This is a genomic window from Nocardia spumae (genome assembly GCF_020733635.1).
In the GTDB taxonomy this organism is placed as follows: Bacteria; Actinomycetota; Actinomycetes; order Mycobacteriales; family Mycobacteriaceae; genus Nocardia; species Nocardia spumae.
Genome location: NZ_JAJFZL010000001.1, coordinates 4,570,418 through 4,589,413, shown reverse-complemented (window position 1 = coordinate 4,589,413; position 18,996 = coordinate 4,570,418). Strand labels below are relative to the sequence as shown.

18 protein-coding genes and 1 tRNA gene are annotated in these 18,996 nt (G+C 68.3%); 11 read left to right on the top strand and 8 right to left on the bottom strand.

Going from position 1 to position 18,996, the window contains the following annotated elements:
- Positions 1-3: 3 nt before the first annotated feature.
- From LKD76_RS20480 to LKD76_RS20470, 3 genes are all read right to left on the bottom strand, one after another.
- Positions 4-528 carry a MarR family winged helix-turn-helix transcriptional regulator gene (locus tag LKD76_RS20480; protein ID WP_227982927.1) on the bottom strand — a complete coding sequence of 175 codons (525 nt, stop codon included), beginning with the start codon at positions 526-528 and terminating at the stop codon, positions 4-6.
- 459 nt (positions 529-987) lie between these two features.
- Positions 988-1,464, bottom strand: coding sequence for a peroxiredoxin (locus LKD76_RS20475; protein ID WP_227982926.1), 477 nt, complete (start codon positions 1,462-1,464; stop codon positions 988-990).
- A 66-nt stretch (positions 1,465-1,530) separates the two neighbouring features.
- Positions 1,531-1,833: a hypothetical protein gene (locus LKD76_RS20470; RefSeq protein ID WP_227982925.1), complete on the bottom strand. Its 303-nt coding sequence runs from the start codon at positions 1,831-1,833 to the stop codon at positions 1,531-1,533.
- Between the two features lie 141 nt (positions 1,834-1,974).
- Here LKD76_RS20470 and LKD76_RS20465 point away from each other — a divergent pair, with 141 nt between their 5' ends.
- From LKD76_RS20465 to LKD76_RS20425, 9 genes are all read left to right on the top strand, one after another.
- Positions 1,975-3,552: an anthranilate synthase component I gene (locus LKD76_RS20465; protein WP_372465889.1), complete on the top strand. Its 1,578-nt coding sequence runs from the start codon at positions 1,975-1,977 to the stop codon at positions 3,550-3,552.
- Positions 3,549-4,337 (top strand): TIGR02234 family membrane protein, encoded by a 789-nt coding sequence (locus LKD76_RS20460; RefSeq protein ID WP_227982923.1) that lies wholly within the window; start codon positions 3,549-3,551, stop codon positions 4,335-4,337. The genes LKD76_RS20465 and LKD76_RS20460 overlap by 4 nt, the downstream gene beginning before the upstream one ends.
- A 151-nt stretch (positions 4,338-4,488) precedes the next feature.
- Positions 4,489-5,313: an indole-3-glycerol phosphate synthase TrpC gene (trpC, locus tag LKD76_RS20455; RefSeq protein WP_227982922.1), complete on the top strand. Its 825-nt coding sequence runs from the start codon at positions 4,489-4,491 to the stop codon at positions 5,311-5,313.
- A complete protein-coding gene (trpB, locus tag LKD76_RS20450) occupies positions 5,310-6,590 on the top strand; it encodes a tryptophan synthase subunit beta (RefSeq protein ID WP_227982921.1) in 1,281 nt (426 codons plus the stop codon). The genes trpC and trpB overlap by 4 nt, the downstream gene beginning before the upstream one ends.
- Positions 6,587-7,378, top strand: coding sequence for a tryptophan synthase subunit alpha (gene trpA, locus LKD76_RS20445; protein WP_227982920.1), 792 nt, complete (start codon positions 6,587-6,589; stop codon positions 7,376-7,378). The genes trpB and trpA overlap by 4 nt, the downstream gene beginning before the upstream one ends.
- A gap of 426 nt (positions 7,379-7,804) precedes the next feature.
- Entirely contained in the window at positions 7,805-9,130 is a 1,326-nt protein-coding gene (gene lgt / locus LKD76_RS20440) for a prolipoprotein diacylglyceryl transferase (protein WP_422615966.1), read from the top strand.
- 29 nt (positions 9,131-9,159) lie between these two features.
- A complete protein-coding gene (locus tag LKD76_RS32380; protein WP_372465888.1) occupies positions 9,160-9,612 on the top strand; it encodes a TM2 domain-containing protein in 453 nt (150 codons plus the stop codon).
- 103 nt (positions 9,613-9,715) lie between these two features.
- A complete protein-coding gene (pyk, locus tag LKD76_RS20430) occupies positions 9,716-11,137 on the top strand; it encodes a pyruvate kinase (protein ID WP_227982919.1) in 1,422 nt (473 codons plus the stop codon).
- An 83-nt stretch (positions 11,138-11,220) separates the two neighbouring features.
- Complete coding sequence (locus LKD76_RS20425) at positions 11,221-12,132, top strand: acyl-CoA thioesterase (RefSeq protein WP_227982918.1); 912 nt, start codon at positions 11,221-11,223, stop codon at positions 12,130-12,132.
- A 29-nt stretch (positions 12,133-12,161) separates the two neighbouring features.
- On the opposite strand, the gene LKD76_RS20420 is transcribed toward LKD76_RS20425, so the two are convergent.
- From LKD76_RS20420 to LKD76_RS20400, 5 genes are all read right to left on the bottom strand, one after another.
- On the bottom strand, positions 12,162-12,527 hold the full coding sequence (locus LKD76_RS20420; RefSeq protein WP_227982917.1) for a hypothetical protein: 366 nt from the start codon (positions 12,525-12,527) through the stop codon (positions 12,162-12,164).
- A 158-nt stretch (positions 12,528-12,685) separates the two neighbouring features.
- On the bottom strand, positions 12,686-13,324 hold the full coding sequence (locus LKD76_RS20415; protein WP_227982916.1) for an arsenate reductase/protein-tyrosine-phosphatase family protein: 639 nt from the start codon (positions 13,322-13,324) through the stop codon (positions 12,686-12,688).
- Positions 13,325-13,471: 147 nt separating this feature from the next.
- The gene (locus LKD76_RS20410; protein WP_227982915.1) at positions 13,472-14,053 is read right to left on the bottom strand and encodes a monooxygenase family protein; all 582 of its coding nucleotides are present in this window, start codon (positions 14,051-14,053) and stop codon (positions 13,472-13,474) included.
- Between the two features lie 92 nt (positions 14,054-14,145).
- Positions 14,146-14,907 (bottom strand): LppP/LprE family lipoprotein, encoded by a 762-nt coding sequence (locus tag LKD76_RS20405; protein ID WP_227982914.1) that lies wholly within the window; start codon positions 14,905-14,907, stop codon positions 14,146-14,148.
- 220 nt (positions 14,908-15,127) lie between these two features.
- Positions 15,128-15,214: transfer RNA gene (locus tag LKD76_RS20400), tRNA-Leu, on the bottom strand.
- Between the two features lie 195 nt (positions 15,215-15,409).
- Between LKD76_RS20400 and LKD76_RS20395 the strand changes: the two genes are divergently transcribed.
- Both LKD76_RS20395 and polA read left to right on the top strand, forming a co-directional pair.
- Positions 15,410-16,033, top strand: coding sequence for an ANTAR domain-containing response regulator (locus LKD76_RS20395; protein ID WP_227982913.1), 624 nt, complete (start codon positions 15,410-15,412; stop codon positions 16,031-16,033).
- 154 nt (positions 16,034-16,187) lie between these two features.
- Positions 16,188-18,989, top strand: a complete 2,802-nt coding sequence (polA, locus tag LKD76_RS20390; RefSeq protein ID WP_372465887.1) for a DNA polymerase I — start codon at positions 16,188-16,190, stop codon at positions 18,987-18,989.
- Positions 18,990-18,996 lie beyond the last annotated feature (7 nt).

Sequence of the window (18,996 nt, the reverse complement as noted above, 5' to 3'; positions counted from 1 at the left end):
GACTCAGTTCGAGGCGCTGGCCGCCGGTTCGGACGCGGCTGGATCGGGTGTTCCGTCGGCCCGCCCGATACCGCGGCCCAGACCCTCGTCGAGCTGGCGCACCAGCGCCTCCCCGAGGCTGAGCAACTGTTCGACCTGGCGATCGTCGATCCCGTCGAAGACCAATCCCCGGACACCCTCCAGATAGGCCGGGGTCGCGTGCCGGACCCGTTCGTAACCGGCGTCGGTCAGTACGGCGCACGCGCCGCGGCGTCCGCGCACCACTTCGCGGCGGGCCCAGCCCAGCCGCTCCAGCTTGGTCACCACATGGGACAGGCGCGATAGCGATGCGTTTGCCTTGTTCGCGAGCTCATTCAGCTGCAGCCGATGCCCGGGCTCCTCCGACAGCAGTGCCATCAGGAAGTATTCGAAATGCGTCATACCGGCTTCGCGTTGCAGCTGGGTATCCATCGCCGCGGGTAACCGGGTGGTCAGCGCGACGAGGGTACGCCAGGCCCGTTGCTCGGTGGGATTGAGCCATTCCGTCACTTCGCGCCCTCTCTCGCAGCCCCGTGACGTAATCGTTGACAAAGCTAACGACCATTGAAACTTCAATTCACCGTCACTTGCGATGAATAAGTTTGCCACGACTTCGCTCGATGGTCATCAGCGTTGCGTATGACGTGACACCTATCACGCCGGGGCCGGTTCGGGTGGCGAGAACGGACGCTATGCGTTATGGCCCGGTGGCGCCGCGTTATTCGGTGAATGAGCGGAGGTGGCGACATACCCTCCGGCGCGAAGGCGGGGGCGTGCCCACTTGTTGTTTGCGTAGCAGTAGCGCGAGCGGCGCGGCGGCGATGTCGAGGACCTGCTGACCCGGCATGGCGACGCTGCTGGCGCCGAGCGCGATGGTCGGCGTCAGGGGAGGTGGGCAGGGCAGTGGACGGAGGTCGGGAGGTGGTCCCGGGGGCGTGACGGGGCTCGTCGACGTCCGGGCGGTACGAGCTAGGACCGGTGTTCGCGCAACGCGGCCAGTGCCGCGTCGGCGTGCACGTTGGCGCGCAGTTCCCCGGAGATCACCGCCAGGACGGTGCGATCGGTGTCGATGACGAACGTCTGGCGTTTGACCGGCAGGAAGTTGCCGAGCAGGCCGCCGATCGCACCGGATCGCTTCACACCGAAACGCTCCGCCACCGCGCCGTCGTGATCGGACAGCAGCGGATAGCCGAGGCTCTGGGATCGATCGAATCCGGCCTGGGTGTCGACCGAATCGGTGCTGATTCCCGCGCAACTCGCCCCGAGCGCGGCGAATTCGCTTGTCAGATCACGGAAATGACAGGCCTCGGCGGTGCAGACCGGGGTGTTGGCGGCGGGAAAGAAGAAGAGGGTCAACGGCCCGTCGGCCAGCAACGAATCGAGGGACCGGACGGTGCCGGACTGATCGGGAAGTTCGAACCCGGGAGCGCGCTGGCCTTTTTTCACACTGGCGAGGGTACCGGGCGGTGGGGGCGCCCGGTACCCAGCGCGCGACAGCGGCCGATCGGCCGATCAGCCGCCGATGAGCGCGGCGACCTCGGGGTTCTTGATCTTCATGACATCGAGGATGCCGTGTGCCCGCAGCAGCGGTCGCAGTTCCCTGAGGCGATCGGCGTGCTCGGCGTACTCCTCGGGAAACCTGTTGCGGTCCAAGGTTTCCAATGCTTTGGCGTAGGTGACGAACGAGGCCAGTGCGCTGTACGCACCGCTCGCGGCGTGCGGTCGGCTCGCCGGAGGCCGGGTCCGGCCGGGCAGCGGCAGATGCGGTGCCGCATGCCGCGGGACCTCCGGTGCGATCGGTTGCACGGGGTGCATCGGTGAGCAACTCCTTTCGGGGAAGGGGCGAGTGTCGGTGCCTGTTATTCGCCGCCGGTGCGGACCCGGCTGGCGGCGTTGCCGAATCGGTACCCGGCGGGGCGGGACGGGGCCAGCGAATCTCGGTTGCGGCGGACTGGAATGATGGGCGATATGCACGGCGCCGCATTCGACCGTCCGGAAACCGCAACCACCACCACTCGTGACCAGTTCCGCATGCTCGCGGCCGCGCACCGCGTGGTACCGGTCACCCGTAAGGTGCTGGCGGATTCGGAGACCCCGCTGTCCGCGTACCGCAAACTGGCCGCCGGCCGGCCGGGCACCTTCCTGCTCGAGTCGGCCGAGAACGGCCGGTCCTGGTCGCGCTGGTCGTTCATCGGAGCCGGCAGCCCCACCGCGCTGACCGTGGTCGACGGGCAGGCCGCGTGGCTGGGCGCCACCCCCGCCGACGCACCCGCCGGCGGTGACCCGTTGCAGGCGCTGCGCGACACCCTCGAGCTGCTGCGTACCGAGCGGCTGCCCGATCTGCCGCCGCTGACCGGCGGCCTGGTCGGTTATCTGGGCTACGACATCGTGCGCCGCATCGAACGGCTGCCGGAACTCACCACCGACGATCTCCAGGTTCCGGAGATGGTGCTGTTGCTCGCCGCGGATCTGGCCGCGTTCGATCATCACGAGGGCGCGATCACGCTCATCGCCAACGCGGTGAACTGGAACGGCACCGACGAGCGGGTCGACGAGGCCTACGACGACGCGGTCGCCCGCCTCGACCGGATGACCGCCGCGCTCGCCGCCCCCGCGGATTCGACCGTGTCGGTCTTCGACCGTCCCGAACCCGACTACCTGCGCCGCCGGACCCCCGAGGACTTCGGTGCCGGAGTGCGGCGGCTGATCGGCGAGATCGAGGCCGGTGAGGCGTTCCAGGTGGTGCTGTCGCAGCGCTTCGAGATGGACTTCGACGGCGAACCGCTGGATGTGTACCGGATGCTGCGCGCCTCGAATCCGAGTCCGTACATGTATCTGATGCACATTCCCGACGGCGCCGGCGGCACCGCGTTCTCCATCGTCGGATCGAGCCCGGAATCGCTGGTGACCGTGAAAGACGGTGTGGCGACGACACATCCGATCGCCGGCACCCGGTGGCGGGGCGCCACCGAGGAGGACGATCTGCTGCTCGAGAAGGATCTGCTCAGCGACGAGAAGGAGAACGCCGAACATCTCATGCTCGTCGACCTCGGCCGCAACGATCTGGGCCGGGTCTGCGAGCCGGGCACCGTGCGGGTGACCGATTACCGGCATATCGAGCGCTACAGCCACGTCATGCATCTGGTGTCGACGGTGACCGGCCGGCTCGCCGCCGGGCGTATCGCCTTCGACGCGGTACGCGCCTGTTTCCCGGCCGGCACGCTGTCGGGCGCCCCGAAGGTGCGTGCGATGGAATTGATCGAGGAGAACGAGCCCACCCGCCGCGGCGTCTACGCCGGAGTGGTCGGCTACCTGGATTTCGCCGGTGACGCCGATACCGCGATCGCGATCCGCACCGCGCTGCTCAAGGACGGCGTCGCCTATGTGCAGGCCGGTGCCGGTATCGTCGCCGATTCACAGCCCGACTACGAGGACGAGGAGTCGTGCAACAAGGCGATGGCCGTCCTGAAGGCCGTCGCCGCCGCACGCACCGTCCGCACCTTCACCCCCGAACCCGACCCCACCATGCTATGACCACTTCCGAACCCGAACCGGCCCAGCAGAATTCGCGCACCGAACCGGAGACCGACGCGACCTCGCCCGAGGCGACCTCCGGCGAGGTGGCGCAGTCGGGCGGGCGCACCCGGCCGATCGTGCCGGTGCTGCTGCTCGCGGTCGCGGCCATCGCGCTGTGGGGCTCCTCCCGGATGACCTGGGTGACCCTGCACTCCTCGGACGGGCTCACCGAACCGCGCACCCAGCACATCGACGGCGGTCTCTGGTTCGGCGCGCTGACGCCGCTGGCGCTCGTCCTGGTGGCTTCGATCGCGGCCGTCTTCGCCACCAAGGGCTGGCTGCGCCGTTTGATCGGTGTCGTCGTGGCGGTGGTGGCCGCGGTGGCCGCGGTTCCCGGCGTGGCCTTGCTGACCCAGCAAGCGAAGATCGCCGAACGGGCCGCGAGACTGGCGGAGCTGCCCGCGCGTGCCCAGGTCGATCAGGCGACCGCCGCGGCGTTTCCCGCCGCGCTGAGTGTGGTCGGGGCGATCGCGGCCTTCGTCGCCGGCGTGCTGCTGGCCCGTATGCCCGAGGACACCGCCCGCATGTCGGGTAAGTACGACAATCCGGTGTTCCGCCGGGCCGCGGCCGCCGAGCAGGTCGCCGAGCGGCGGCACACCGGCGCCGATCCGGAACCCGCGAACACGGCCGCGGCGACTCCCGCCGGGACCGCCTCACCGGACTCGGACGAACTCTCACAACGCGTGCTGTGGGATGCGCTCGATGCCGGCGCCGATCCGACCGACGACGAGCCCGGCCGATGAGAACGGCGCGGCAACGAGGCAGGTGCTCGGCGCCACACCCCGCCGTAGGCCCGGCGAACACCTCCAATTACTCTTTAACAGCATCGGTGAGACAGCACCTGGGGGGATTCTCAGGTAGCAAGTCCGTCTCCCCAGAAAGGATTCGAGCCAGATGACGGTACTCGACTCGATTCTCGACGGGGTCCGCGCGGATGTGGCCGCTCGGGAAGCCCTCCTGGATTTCCAGGCCGTCAAGAAGGCCGCAGCCGCGGCTCCCTCGCCGCGGGACGCGCTCGCCGCGCTGCACGCGGACGGGATCGGAGTCATCGCCGAGGTCAAGCGCGCCAGCCCCTCCAAGGGTGAGCTGGCTGACATCCCGGACCCGGCGAGCCTGGCGAAGGCCTACGAAGACGGTGGCGCGCGCATCATCAGCGTGCTCACCGAGGGCCGCCGTTTCCACGGTTCGCTCGACGACCTGGACGCCGTGCGCGCGGTCGTGGACGTGCCGATCCTGCGCAAGGATTTCGTCGTCGGCCCGTATCAGATCCACGAGGCCCGTGCCCACGGCGCGGACGTGATCCTGCTGATCGTCGCCGCGCTGGAACAGGATGTCCTGTCCTCGCTGATCGATCGCACGGAATCGCTGGGGATGACCGCCCTGGTCGAGGTGCACACCGAGGAGGAGGCCGACCGCGCGCTGACCGCCGGCGCCTCCGTGATCGGCGTCAACGCCCGTAACCTCAAGACTCTCGAGGTCGATCGCGACGTCTTCGCCCGGATCGCTCCCGGGTTGCCCACCGAGATCATCCGTGTTGCCGAGTCCGGAGTCAGCGGGACCGCCGATCTGCTCGCCTACGCCGGTGCCGGCGCCGATGCGGTCCTGGTCGGCGAGAGCCTGGTGACCAGCGGTGATCCTCGGGCGGCCGTCTCCGAGCTGGCCACCGCGGGTACCCACCCGTCGTGCCCACGTCCGCTGCGCCGGGGTGTGACTCGATGACCGGAGTGCGCGAGCCCGTGCTCCCACCGGCCAGCGAGGGGGTGACCCAGCGCAGCCACGAGCCCGACCTGGGCGGCCACTTCGGCGTCTACGGCGGGCGGCACGTACCCGAGGCGCTGATGGCGGTGATCGAGGAGGTCTCCGCCGAATACGACAAGAGCCGGGTCGACCCGGACTTCCTGGCCGAACTCGATCGGCTGCAGCGTGACTACGCGGGCCGGCCGTCGCCGGTCTTCGAATGCGCCCGGCTGTCCGAGCACGCCGGTGGTGCCCGCATCCTGCTCAAGCGCGAGGATCTGAACCACACCGGTTCGCACAAGATCAACAATGTGCTCGGCCAGGCGTTGCTGGCCCAGCGCATGGGTAAGACCCGCGTCATCGCCGAGACCGGCGCCGGCCAGCACGGTGTCGCGACCGCGACCGCCTGCGCCCTGCTGGGGCTGGACTGCGTGGTCTACATGGGCGCGGTCGACACCGCGCGCCAGGCCCTCAACGTCGCCCGGATGCGATTGCTCGGCGCCGAGGTCGTCTCGGTGACCACCGGATCGCAGACGCTCAAGGACGCGATCAACGAGGCGCTGCGCGACTGGGTCACCAACGCCGAGGAAACCTACTACTGCTTCGGCACCGCGGCCGGGCCGCATCCGTTCCCGCTCATGGTGCGCGATTTCCAGCGGGTGATCGGGCTCGAGGCGCGGGTGCAGGTGCAGGCGCAGACCGGCCGCCTGCCCGACGCCGTGGTCGCCTGCGTGGGCGGCGGATCCAACGCGATCGGCATCTTCCACCCGTTCATCGACGATGCGAGCGTGCGGCTGGTCGGCTTCGAAGCCGCCGGCGACGGTGTCGAAACCGGCAGGCACGCAGCCACTTTCGCCGGTGGCCGCCCCGGCGCCTTCCAGGGCGCCTACTCGTACCTGCTGCAGGACGAAGACGGGCAGACCATCGAATCGCATTCCATCTCCGCGGGTCTGGACTACCCCGGCGTGGGCCCCGAGCACGCCTACCTCAAGGATGTCGGCCGCGCGGAATACCGTCCCGTGACCGATGCCGAGGCGATGGACGCGCTGCTGCTGCTGTCGCGCACCGAGGGCATCATCCCCGCCATCGAGTCCGCGCACGCGGTCGCCGGCGCCCTGCAGCTGGGCCGCGAATTGGGTTCGGGGGCAATCATCCTGGTGAATCTGTCCGGACGCGGCGACAAGGATATGGATACCGCGGCCCGCTGGTTCGGACTGTTCGACGACAACGGCCCCGCCGCCGAGGAGAACCGCTCGTGAGCCGTCTGCAATCGACCTTCGATGCCTGCCGCGGAGAGGGTCGTGCCGCGCTGATCGGCTATCTGCCCGCCGGGTACCCCGACCTCGCCGGATCCATCGACGTGTGCACCGCCATGGTCGAATCCGGTTGCGACATCATCGAAGTCGGCGTCGCCTACTCCGATCCGGTGATGGACGGACCCACCATCCAGGCCGCCGCCGAACAGGCCCTGCGCGGTGGCGTGCGGGTACGTGACGTGTTCGCGGTGGTCGAGGCGATCACCGCGGCCGGCGGCCGGGCCGTGGTGATGACCTACTGGAATCCGGTGCTGCAGTACGGAGTCGACCGCTTCGCGCGTGATCTGTCGGCCGCCGGTGGCATGGGCCTGATCACGCCGAACCTGATTCCGGAGGAGGCGGGGCAGTGGTTCGACGCCTCCCGCGCCCACGATCTGGACCGCATCTTCCTGGTGGCACCGTCCTCGACCGAGGAACGCCTCGTGAAGACGATCGAGTCCAGCAGTGGATTCCTCTACGCGGCGTCCACGATGGGTGTGACCGGAGCTCGTGACGCGGTGTCCTCGGCGGCACCCGAGTTGTGCGCGCGGGTGCGCGCGCACTCCGACATCCCGGTCGGTGTGGGACTCGGTGTGCGTAGCGGCGCCCAGGCCGCCGAGATCGCTTCCTACGCCGATGGAGTCATCGTCGGCTCCGCTCTGGTATCGGCCGCGGGACAGGGCCTGGACCAGGTGCGTGCGCTGACCGCCGAGCTGGCCGAAGGCGTTCGATCGGCCACCGTCGTCAACTGACTCCCGCTCCGCCCGCGGTCGGCGACAGGACACGCCACGAGCACCACATCGGGTCCACTGGCGCGTGGTTCCGCCACGGCGCTGCCGACTCGACCCCGCGGAGCGACACCGCTCGTTCGAACCGGGCACGGTAGTCGTCGGGTGAATGCGGCCCTCGTGCGGCCGGCCCGGCGCGCTGGAGAACCCGAGCCGGGGTGCTCCGGCGTGTCCGCGGGCGGTGGCGATCGCGCGGTCGAAGTGTTCCCGAGCTGCCGGACTCGGAGGTGGAGGTAGCGAACCGCTGTCACTCGGCCCGGCCCGCCGACGCGCCGGGCGTCGGGGTGTGCGGCAGGGCCGGCCGTGCTCTCGACCGTGGCTCGCGGCCGCTTCCGCCGACTGAGACGACGCGAACTGGGCGGAAACTGTGCCCTCCGTTACGGTGGGGCCGTGACTTTTCCAGTCCTGGCAGACAGCGTTGGTGTGCACGGTGGAGCGGTGCTGGCCTTTATCCCCAGTCCGCCGCGTGGGGTGTGGGATGTGGGCCCGTTCCCGCTGCGTGCCTATGCGATCTGCATCATCATCGGCATCATCGTCGCGATCTGGTGGGGTGAGCGGCGGTGGCGGGAACGCGGTGGCCAGCCGGGCGCGGTACTGGACGTGGCGATGTTCGCGGTGCCGTTCGGACTCGTCGGTGGCCGGCTCTATCACGTCGCCACCGACTGGGAGAAGTATTTCGGCGCCGGCGGGCACCCGCTCAACGCGCTGAAGATCTGGGAGGGTGGGCTCGGCATCTGGGGCGCGGTGCTGCTCGGCGGCGTCGGCGCCTGGATCGGCTGTCGGGTCTATCGAATCCCGTTGCCCGCCTTCGGTGATGCCATCGCCCCGGCGATTCTGCTCGCCCAGGGCATCGGCCGCCTCGGCAACTATTTCAATCAGGAGCTGTACGGCCGCAAGACCGATCTGCCGTGGGGCCTCGAGATCTACCTGCGTTTCGACTCCGACGGTCAGCTGGACATGATGAACGGTGTCTCCACCGGTGTGGTGGAGAAGGTCGTGCAGCCGACGTTCCTCTACGAGCTGATCTGGAATCTGCTCGGCGTGCTGGTCCTGGTCATGGTCGACAAGCGCTGGCGCATCGGCCACGGACGCCTGTTCGCCCTGTACGTCGCCATCTACACCTTCGGCCGGTTCTGGGTCGAACTGCTGCGCGACGACGAGGCCACCCACATCTTCGGCATCCGGGTGAACTCCTACACCTCGGCGATCGTATTCCTCTGCGCGGTGGCCTATTTCGTCCTCGCGACCAAGGGGCGCGAGACCGCCGCACAGCTCGCGCCCGGCGGTGAGCGCCCGTGGCCGTGGCAATGGGGCGCACTGCGCCGCCACGGTGCCGAGCAGCGGGCGGCCGGCGAGAACGCCACTGCCGCAACCGCTGCCGGTACCGGGGCCCCCGCCGCGGAACCGGACGGGCCGCCGGAGGACGCCGTGGCATCGGACACCGATGCCCCGGCGCCCGCCGTCCGGAAGTCCGGTTCTTCGGAATCCGGCTCCGGCACTGAGGCCGAGGCCGAGCCCGAAGACGGTGCGACACCTCCCACCGCATCGGGCGCGGCGGACGAGTCCGGGCCCGAATCAGGCGATCCGGACGACACCGGCAACGATCCCGGCGCCGCGGCCGATGACACGGATGCGGCCGCTACCGACTCGCGGACCGAGGGCACGGCGCAGCCGACCGGGCGCAAACGGGGCCGCAAGCAGGCGAACAAGAGCTGAGCGGCCGACCGCTCGACGAGGAGGACTTCGTGACCGATCCCTATCAGCCGCAGCCCGGGTACGGCCCGCAGTACGGTGCGCCCGGTACCGGCCCCGGCGCACCCTACGGTCAGCCCGCGTACGGTCAGCCCGGATACAGCCAGCCCTACGGGCAGCCGGTCGACCCTTACGCGCAGCCGTACGGCCAGCCGCCGGGCTACCCGCCCGGCGCCTACGGGATGGACCCCGAGGCGCCCTTCGGCCGCAATATGTACGGCGAACCGTTCTCGGACAAATCCAAGCTCACCGCGGGCCTGCTGCAACTGTTCGTCGGCGGGCTCGGGGTCGGCCGCTTCTATCTCGGCTACCCGGGCATCGGCGTCGCGCAGCTGGTGGTCACCATCGCCACCTGCGGTATCGGCGGTATCTGGCCGTTCATCGACGCGATCATGATTCTCACCGGCAAGGTGCGCGACCCCTACAACCGCCCTCTGCAGGAATGACGCCGGTGCCGGGTGGTGTTGTGATGTGGGCCATACTTTTGCCGTTCACCAGCAACGGGTGTGCGGGTAAGCGCTATATCCGCGGCAGGGCTAGGCTCGATCCGTGATGCGACGGACAAAGATTGTGTGCACCCTCGGGCCGGCCACAGCCACCGAGGACCGGATCCGTGAACTTGTCGACAGTGGCATGGACGTGGCCCGGTTGAATTTCAGTCACGGAGAACACGCCGATCACGCCGAGAATTATCACAAGGTGCGGCATGCGGCCGAGCAGATGAGCCGTGCGGTCGGCATTCTCGCCGACCTGCAGGGGCCGAAGATCCGCTTGGGCCGTTTCATCGACGGCCGCACCGTGTGGGCGACGGGCGAGGAGGTGCGGATCACGTCGGAGGACGTGGACGGCACCCACGATCGCGTCTCCACCACCTACAAACAGCTACCCGAGGACGCCAAGGCCGGTGACCGGCTGCTCGTCGACGACGGCAAGGTCGGCCTGACCGTGGTCCGCGTCGAGGGCAACGACGTGGTGTGCCGCGTGACCGAGGGCGGTCCGGTCTCCAACAACAAGGGCGTCTCGCTGCCGGGGATGGACGTGTCCGTTCCGGCGTTGTCCGACAAGGACATCGAGGATCTGGAATTCGCCCTGCGGCTCGGCGTGGACTTCATCGCCCTGTCGTTCGTACGGTCTCCCTCGGACGTCGAGCTGGTCCACGACGTGATGGACCGGGTCGGACGCCGGGTGCCGGTGATCGGCAAACTCGAAAAGCCCGAAGCCATCGACAATCTCGAGGCGATCGTGCTGGCCTTCGACGCGATCATGGTGGCGCGCGGTGACCTGGGGGTGGAACTGCCGCTCGAGCAAGTGCCGCTGGTGCAGAAGCGTGCCATTCAGATGGCAAGGGAGAATGCCAAACCCGTCATCGTCGCCACCCAGATGCTGGAGTCGATGATCGGCAACTCCCGTCCGACCCGTGCCGAGGCCTCCGATGTCGCCAACGCGGTGCTCGACGGTGCCGACGCGGTCATGCTCTCCGGTGAGACCTCGGTCGGCCAGTACCCGATCGAGACGGTGCGCACGATGGCCCGCATCGTGCACGCGGTGGAATCCGAATCCTCCACTCGCGTGCCCCCGCTGACCCACGTGCCGCGGACCAAGCGCGGCGTCATCTCCTACGCCGCCCGCGATATCGGCGAGCGGCTCAATGCCAAGGCGCTGGTGGCCTTCACCCAGTCCGGTGACACCGTGCGCCGTCTGGCCCGGCTGCACACCACGTTGCCGCTGCTGGCGTTCACCCCGCTGCCGGAGGTGCGTAGCCAGCTCGCGCTGACCTGGGGTGTGGAAACGTTCATCGTGCCGCCGGTGGGCACCACCGACGAGATGATCGGGCAGGTCGACAAGGAACTGCTCTCGCTGAACCGGTACACCAAGGGCGATCTGGTGGTCATCGTGGCCGGCTCGCCGCCGGGTACGGTCGGATCCACGAACCTGATCCACGTGCATCGCATCGGCGAAGAGGACCACTGATCCGTGAGTGAGCGCAGCGAGCGAACAATGGACACAGCCGCACGTGCGGTCGTGTCACGTCCGAGCGCCGGCGAGGGGGCGGCATGAGCGCGTCACCGGTCGAATCGGTCGGCGCCGGTCGCGACGCCACCGGGGGCGGCGATCTCGCGGTCCTGCTCGATCTGCTCGACCTCGAGGAGATCGGCGAGGACGTATTCCGCGGCCACCACCCGGAGAAGGTGTGGAGTCGCACCTTCGGCGGCCAGTTGGTGGCGCAGGGGATCATCGCTGCCGGTCGCACGGTCGGACCGGGACGTCCGGTGCATGCGGTCAACGCTCATTTCGTGCGGGGCGGCGATGTGCGCAAACCCATCGAGTACCGGGTCGAACGACACCGGGACGGGCGCGCCTTCGCCAATCGCACGGTGACGGCGTATCAGGACGATCAAGAGCTGTTCGTGATGCTGGCGGCGTTCCAGGACTGGGCCAAGGGCTTGGAACACGCCAGCCCGCAGCCACAGGTGCCCGACCCCGATGGCCTGCCCCGGGTGGAGGAGTCCTTCTCCGGGCTCGAGGACAAGCTGCAGATGTTCGTGCAGGCGCCGCATCCGATCGATATGCGCTACACCAACGATCCGGCCTGGATTCTCAAGGGCACCGGCGGCACCCTCAATCACAACCGGGTCTGGATGAAGGCCGATGGCGAACTGCCCGACGATCCGCTGATCCACGTCGCGACCCTGGGCTATTCGTCGGACACCACTGTCCTGGACTCGATCATCACCACCCACGGGCTGTCGTGGGGATTCGACCGCATCGTCGCGGCGACGGTGAACCATTCGATCTGGTTCCACCGCCCGTTCCGATTCGACGACTGGGCGTTGTACGCGACGCAGTCACCGGTGGCGGCCGGTTCGCGTGGCCTGGCCACCGGCCACTTCTACTCGCGGGCCGGCGAGTTGCTCGCCACCGTCGTACAGGAAGGCGTGATCCGGCACTTCCCGGCTCGCAAGTAGTACCGACGTCCTCGGTGGCGTCACGCTCGTCAGAGGCGTTCGCGGTTCTCGTCGAAGTCGTAGCTGTCGCGATGCAGCGCCTGTATCGAATAGGGGATCGCGTCGGAGGTGGTGGCGATCCCGAGCAGCAAGCGGTGTTCGAGTGCGGCCATGCCGGATTCGGACAGCTGTTCGGGGTCACCGACCAGGCTCAGTGCGATTTCGTAGGTGCGCCGGGCACCCGGATCGAAATCGGGGTGGTCCAGTCGCCACTGGGTTTCCAGCAGTGTGTGTGCGGGCTGATCGGCATCGACGGGAAGGGTGAAGCGCCAAGCGAAGACATCGTGCTCGGCGAGGTGGTCGTCGACCACGCAGCGCACGGTGTGCACGACGCGGTCGAGCGTTTCCGGTGTCACGAAAACATGGAGTGAAACATCCGAAATTCGTTTCGGCATGTCTGTGTCCTGTTCCGGTGTCGAACCATCGGCGTCGGCAGTTTCCGCCGGGAGTCTAACCCCGGATCCGGATCGGCGGGAGGGTGGCATGCCCTGCCGCGGTCGTGGCCCCGGATTGTTCAGGCGTGGCGCCCGATTCGGGGGTGTTCGACAGCGGGCGGCGGCGTCGTCTCGACGCGGCCGCCCGGCAACAGGACCAGCCGCGGGCGCCCGTGGACATCGGAGCCGGCCCGGCCACCCCGGTCGGCGTGCAGGGCCAGCAGCAACGGGACGAGTGTTTCGGCGATCCGGTCGCCCACGGCACAGTACTTCTCGCTGGACAGGCCCACCGGGTCGGCGATGTTCTCGCGGCCGACCAGGGCGAGATCGTTTCGCGCGCTATCGATTGCTGCGATCGTCCGGGCGCCCGCGACCTTGGCGACGCGGTAGGCCTCGAGCAGGGTGAAGGTGCGGGGGCGCGCGGCGGGATCCGATTGGATGATGTGGTCGCGGATTTGCTCGGTCATCGCCAGAATCAGGTCCGCGCGGCTGATCATCTCCGGTTTCAGCTTGCGTGCCGAGAAGTCGCCGGCATCCGCACCGAGACCTGTGATGGTCTGCGCGGCAAGGGGTTCGACGCCGAAGCCGACCAGTGCCCGGGTTCCCGCGCTCTCGGCGGTGAGATCGTCGAGTCCGTGTGCGGCGGCCACGGCGCGGGTCAGACGTTCGGCGATGACCGAGCGGCAGACGTTGCCGGTACAGACGAACAGGACGTGCATATCCGCAACGGTAGGGCGTGGCGGTGTCCGGGAGAAGGTTCGGACGGCCGAAAACCGCTGATTTCGCGGGATGTTCACCTATCGGTAGCGCGTCGCGCGCGGCCGTTTGCCAATTCTTCGCTGAAAGGTCGTATCGACGAGGTGCCGTCAATCGTTGTGCGGTGGTCCGGAACCCTCGGCGTCGTCATCGGTTTCGTAGTAGGCGGCTTCGTCGACGACGGGGGCGGGCGCCGGTCGGCCGTCGAGGTGGGTGTTGTGCGCTCCCACCCGGGTGGCATTGTCCTGTGCGCGCCCGCGCGCGCCGAACAGCGGCCCGCGCATGGGGCGGGTCGGCGCGAAGGCGCCGAGGCCGGTCGGGTTGGTCATATCGTCGTACATGGTGTCGATGCCGCCGCGCAGGAAGTAGGCCTCGTGCCAGAAGCCGGTGCCGCCGGAATCGCGCAGGAAGCGCTGCCACCAGTCGCGATGCGGTGCCGATCGAGTCCAGCGTTCGAGACTGTCGAGGTCGCGCCAATACTGGCGGGCGCCCCAGTGTGGCGGGAACAGCGACCAGATGACGTCCTCGTGCAGCAGCAGCCCATCGGGCCGATCGCGATGGGAGCGGTACAGTTTCGGGCCGAGTCCGAGTAGGCGCAGCACTCCTCGTGGGGTACGGACCCGCATCCCCAGATAGATCACCACCAGATCCGGATAGCCGGACAGGTCGGCGGTGAGTCGATTCACCCGCATTGGCGCGACCTCCTCGATCCCGGGGTCGTGGTGTCCACCCTACGCGATGTCACGGCACGGCCCCGGTGTTCGGCTCGATCCGGTCACTCTGCTCAGCCGGTGACCTCCGCGGGCAATTCCCGATCGGGCACCACCGCCGAACCGTCCCAGGTGTAGGTGACGGTGACGGGGCCACCGGCCGCACAGCAGTTGGGTTCGTCACCGGCGATCCACTTGTACTGGACCGAGACCGAGGTGTCGGTGGATCCGGTGACGGCGGTGAAGGAGGTCGGCCGGGCGGTGGCGGTGCCGAGGTAGGTGCCGTTGTGGAAGAACAGCACATACTGCGGTGACGACACCGTCCCGCGCGGGGTTTGCGCGGTCATCCACATCAGGGCCGGACAGTTGCCGACGGTGGCGTCGGTGCCCGCCCGCGGCTGCCAGGGCGATCCGCCGGGCGCGGTGCCGAGGGTGGCGAACGCGTCCCCGACCACTGCGGAGTTGATATCGAGGCAATACCCGTGACCGGCTGTCTCGGCAGGCGGCGCCGGTTCGGCGGAGGGCGCCGGTTCGGCGGAGGGCGCCGGCGGGGCGGGAGGCGCCGGTGCCGCGGACACGGGTGGGGCGTCCGGTGCCGGCTCGGGCGCCGCGTTCGGGTCGGATGCGGGCGGCAGTTCGCCCGGCGCGGTGCCGGTGCGCGGCGTGTCGGAGTCCGGTGGACGCACCGGGTGCTGAGACGGCATCGCCCCCGGTGGTGCGGTCGCGGCGGACTGCGGGCCGGTGGTGGTCTGCCCGGCCGGGTGCGAATCGGAGCATCCGGCTGTCCACAGTGCGACAGCGCAGGTGAACAGCGTGATCGCGAGCCGATGGGCCATGGGGGTTCCCCTCTCGCCGCAGTCGTATTTCGATGCGGCGTGAAACCAATAGCGGCTCGTTGCCTGTCCGTTAACACCGGAAATGTCCCAGATGTCGGATCGGCGGCGGAATGCCCGGGCGCACGTCGCTGACCTGGTGAAACCTCGTGGTACGCATCACTGTTCGCCGATGCGGTGCCCCGAATACGGAAAGGCGGCCCGCCATGGGGCCGCCTCGATGTGGTGCCGAGTGTGGGACTCGAACCCACACGTCCGTGAGGACAACGGTTTTTGAGACCGTCGCGTCTGCCAGTTCCGCCAACTCGGCGCACCGGGAGGAAATGATAGCCGGTAGGGGGCCGGGTTACCGAATCGGCGTGGTGCGACCGGGTTCGCGCTGGGTAGATGGGTTGTGAGCGCGGTTGAACTGTACGCTTTAGAACACTCGGGTGTGTGCGGCCGGTGCTGGGCGGGGCGGACGCGCACACCGGGTGTCGGCATCGGGAATATGAGGGGTCTGTCTATGGGAACGAATGCAGGGGGCGCCGGCGCGAAGGACGCGCCGGCTGCCGCGAAGCGTGTCGTGGTGGCCGAAGACGAGGCGCTCATCCGGATGGACCTTGTGGAGATGCTCTCCGAGGAGGGCTATCAGGTTGTGGGTGAGGCCGGTGACGGGCAGCAGGCGGTCGATCTGGCCGTGGAGCACCGTCCGGATCTGGTCATCATGGATGTGAAGATGCCGCGTCGCGACGGTATCGATGCCGCCGCCGAGATCGCGTCCAAACGTGTTGCGCCGGTGGTGATCCTGACCGCCTTCAGTCAGCGTGACCTGGTGGAGCGGGCCCGCGACGCCGGTGCGATGGCGTATCTGGTCAAGCCGTTCACGAAATCGGATCTGGTGCCCGCGATCGAATTGGCGGCCAGCCGATTCCACGAGATCGCGGCGCTGGAGCACGAGGTCGCGAGCCTGTCCGACCGCCTGGAGACCCGCAAGCTGGTCGAGCGTGCCAAGGGTGTGCTCATGCAGACGCAGGGGTTGTCGGAACCGCAGGCGTTCAAGTGGATTCAGCGCACGGCGATGGATCGCCGGACCACGATGAAGGCGGTCGCCGAAGTGGTGCTGGAGAACCTGGCGCCGAAGTCCTGATCGCCGGGCCTCGGCGCGGATCGGCGCCGGCGCGGGCCGGGTTCGCCGACCCGCCGGGTTCACCCGTGTCCGGATGCCGTTCGCACGGGTGGCGCGGGTCGTCTGCTACGCCCGGTGCCCGGGGATGTCGGTGCCTGTCCCTAGACTCGGTCCCGTGACCCCAGCCTCCACCGATCAGCGTCAAGGCAGTGTCTCGTCCAGCACCGGTGCGGTTGCGCCTTCCGCCCCCGGCGGCGCGCCTGCCTCCTCGGCAGCCGTATCGGCCGGTGCCCCCGGCGAACGGCCCACCCTGTTGTTGCTGGACGGCCATTCGTTGGCCTACCGCGCCTTCTACGCGTTACCGGCGGAGAACTTCAAAACCGTCACCGGGCAGACCACGAATGCCGTGTACGGCTTCACCGCCATGCTCATCAACCTGCTGCGCGACGAACGCCCGACCCATGTCGCGGCCGCGTTCGATGTCAGCCGGCAGACCTTCCGCACCGAGGCCTACCCGGAGTACAAGGCCAATCGCATCACCACGCCCGACGAATTCCGCGGGCAGGTCGAGATCACCCAGGAGGTGCTGGGCGCGCTCGGTATCCCGGTGATGGCGATCGACGGCTACGAGGCCGACGACATCATCGCCACGCTCGCGACTCAGGCTGTGCCCCAAGGTTTCCGGGTATTGATCGTCACCGGTGACCGGGATTCGCTGCAGCTGGTCAATCCGGATGTGACGGTGTTGTATCCGAAGAAGGGGGTCTCGGAGCTCACCCGGTTCACCCCCGAGGCGGTGGAGGACAAATACGGCCTCACTCCCGCGCAGTACCCGGATTTCGCGGCTCTGCGCGGCGACCCGAGCGATAATCTGCCGGGCATCCCGGGAGTGGGGGAGAAGACCGCCACCAAGTGGATCCGAGAGTTCGGTGATCTGCCCACCCTGGTGGAGCGGGTCGACGAGGTGCGCGGCAAGGTCGGCGAGGCGCTGCGCGCGAATCTGTCGAGTGTGGTGCTCAATCGGCAGCTCACCGAGATGGTCAAGGATGTCGCGCTGCCCTATACGCCCGAGCAACTGGCGCAGCAGCCGTGGGATCGCGACAAGATCCACCGCCTGTTCGACGATCTCGAGTTCCGGGTGCTGCGGGACCGCCTGTTCGAGACGCTCGCTCCGCCGGAGCCGGAGGCCGAGGGCGGTTTCGAGATCAGCGGTGGACCGATCGAATCCGGAGCGGTTGCGGACTGGCTGGCGACCCACGCGGTCGCCGGCGAGCGGCACGGTCTGTCGATCGTCGGGACGACCACCCCGGTGCACGGCGATGTGAAGGCGATCGCGATCGCCGCCGCCGACGGTGAGGGCGGTTACCTGGATGCGGTCGCGCTGACCCCCGAGGACGAGCGGGCGCTGGGAGCCTGGCTGGCCGACGCCGGGACGACCAAGGCGGTGCACGAAGCCAAGGCGGCGCTGCACGCATTGCACGGGCGCGGCTGGACACTGGCCGGTTTGACCACCGATACCGCACTGGCGGCGTATCTGGTCCGGCCGGGGCAGCGCACCTTCAACCTGGACGATCTGTCACTGCGTTACCTGTCGCGAGAACTGCGCGTCGAGGCGGCCGAGGATGCTCAGCTGTCGTTGCTCGACGACGAGGATCAGGTCGATACCGAACTGGCCCGCGCCGAGATACTGCGCGCCCGCGCCGTCGTCGACCTGGCCGAGGCGTTCGACGGTGAACTGGAGCGGATCGAGTCCACGCCGCTGCTCACCGAGATGGAACTGCCGCTGCTCGGCGTGCTGGCCGATCTCGAGGAGACGGGCATCGCCGTCGATACCGCCGAGTTGGAACAGCTGCAGCGCGAGTTCGCGGATCGGGTGGCCTCGGCGGCGGAGTCGGCCTACGAGGTGATCGGTAAGCAGATCAACCTCGGCTCGCCCAAACAGCTGCAGGTTGTGCTGTTCGACGAACTGGATATGCCCAAGACCAAGCGCACCAAGACCGGCTACACCACCGACGCCGATGCGCTCGAGTCGCTGTTCGAGAAGACCCAGCACCCGTTCCTCGAACATCTGCTCGCCCATCGCGACGCGACCCGGCTCAAGGTCACCGTCGACGGTCTGCTCAAGTCGGTCGCCGACGACGGCCGCATCCACACCACCTTCAATCAGACCATCGCCGCGACGGGCCGCCTGTCCTCGACCGAGCCGAATTTGCAGAACATCCCGATCCGCACCGACACCGGGCGTCGCATCCGCGATACGTTCGTGGTCGGTCCGGGCTACGAATCGCTGATGACGGCGGACTACAGCCAGATCGAGATGCGCATCATGGCGCACCTGTCTTCCGACGCCGGGCTGATCGAAGCCTTCAACTCGGGTGAGGATCTGCACAGCTTCGTCGCCTCCAAGGCGTTCGACATTCCGATCTCCGAGGTCAATCCGGAGATGCGCCGCCGCATCAAGGCGATGTCCTACGGTCTGGCCTACGGATTGTCGGCCTACGGCCTGTCGCAGCAGCTGCGGATCAGCGCCGAGGAGGCGAAGGCGCAGATGGAGGTGTACTTCTCCCGCTTCGGCGCGATTCGCGACTATCTGCACGAGGCCGTGGATCAGGCCCGCAAGATCGGCTATACCGAGACCCTGTTCGGACGCCGCCGGTATCTGCCGGACCTGGATTCCAGCAATCGTCAGCGCCGCGAGGCCGCCGAGCGGATGGCGTTGAACGCGCCGATCCAGGGCACCGCCGCCGACATCATCAAGGTCGCGATGATCAATGTGCAGACCGCGATCGCCGAGGCGGGGCTGCGCTCGCGCATGCTGCTGCAGATCCACGACGAATTGGTCTTCGAGGTCGCCGCGGGTGAACGTGAGGCTCTGGAATCGCTTGCCCGCGAGCAGATGTCGAGCGCGATCGAGCTGTCGGTGCCGCTCGAGGTCTCGGTCGGTGTGGGTCGCAGCTGGGACTCCGCCGCGCATTGATCCTCGG